This is a genomic window from Pseudomonas sp. 1928-m (assembly GCF_029269135.1).
GTDB lineage: Bacteria > Pseudomonadota > Gammaproteobacteria > Pseudomonadales > Pseudomonadaceae > Aquipseudomonas.
The window spans coordinates 1-1063 of record NZ_JARIXO010000015.1 but is presented as its reverse complement, the minus strand read 5'-3'; the positions used below and the strand labels follow the sequence as shown (position 1 = coordinate 1063).

Below are 1063 nucleotides of genomic sequence, written 5' to 3'. Positions count from 1 at the left end.
GTTTCGAAGACGATCAGCAGGTTGAGATCGACGCGGCGAAGATCGTTACGGTTCATCCGGTGTCCATTCTGGAGTGGCTGCGGTTTTGTGCGCGACTCAGGCTAATGCCGAATGCTGTCGCCAGGCAATATGCACGGCTAAATGATGTGTTTGTGGCTCATCATCATCGACAAGCATGGTGAATATCAGCCCCGAGCGGTGGAATTGCTGGCAAAGCCCGGATAAAGTCCGTGGCCATAAGGGGTCGCCACAGCTGTATAGCGCAGAAATGCCAGACAGTGCCGCGACCTGAATGGGTCAACCGAAGAGGTTTGCGATGTCCCGCATAGTGCGTTTCCATGAGTTTGGTGAGGCTGATGTCCTCAAGATCGAAGAGCGCCAAGCGCCTGCGCCGGCCGCAGGTGAAGTGCTGGTCGGTGTTGAAGCTGTGGGCGTCAGCTGGTACGACGTGCTCTGGCGGCAGAACCTGGCCAATACCCCGACGCAATTGCCGGCAGGCCTGGGCCACGAACTGGCCGGCGTGGTACTGGCAGTCGGCGATGGCGTTACCGATCTGGCCGTGGGCGACAAAGTGGCCAGCTTCCCGGGGCACAGCGCCAATCGTTATCCCAGTTACGCCGAACAGGTGGTATTGCCGCGCAGCTCTCTGGCGCGTTACCCGGACAACCTGACTGCGCAACAGGCTGCCGTGCACTATCTGCCTTCGATGGTCGGCTGGTTCGGCTTWAGCGAGCTGGCCCGTTTGCAACCCGGCGAAACCGTGCTGGTAACCGCCGCAAGCCGCAGCAGTGAATCCTGAGTGATCTGGGTTCACCGCTCGCAGCATGATAGTTCGTATAATGTATATTATGTTAAATTGCCTATATGGAGCTGGCGGCTAACAACAGGATTCAATCCCTGCTGCAACCTCCGCCCACTTCTGTTCAGTCACGATCCAGCAAATGGAAACTGGGCAACGCCACATGCCAGCGAATAGCGGTCAGACGAATCAGCAACACGGTGAGCATGGCCACGCCCGTATCCAGCCAATGTGGCGTGTCCAACGCGCGCATGCCGATAAACA

1 protein-coding gene and 2 pseudogenes are annotated in these 1063 nt (G+C 57.9%); 2 read left to right on the top strand and 1 reads right to left on the bottom strand.

All coding sequences use genetic code 11. The features are described 5' to 3' along the window. Positions 1–182, top strand: a 182-nt coding sequence (locus P3C18_RS20625; RefSeq protein ID WP_275963642.1) for a hypothetical protein, incomplete at its 5' end; no start/stop codon positions are given. 134 nt (positions 183–316) lie between these two features. Continuing rightward, positions 317–781: pseudogene (locus P3C18_RS20620) on the top strand (alcohol dehydrogenase catalytic domain-containing protein); the annotation flags it as partial. A 142-nt stretch (positions 782–923) separates the two neighbouring features. Here P3C18_RS20620 and P3C18_RS20665 read toward each other — a convergent pair. Then, positions 924–1063 (bottom strand): annotated as a pseudogene (locus P3C18_RS20665) (trimeric intracellular cation channel family protein); the annotation flags it as partial.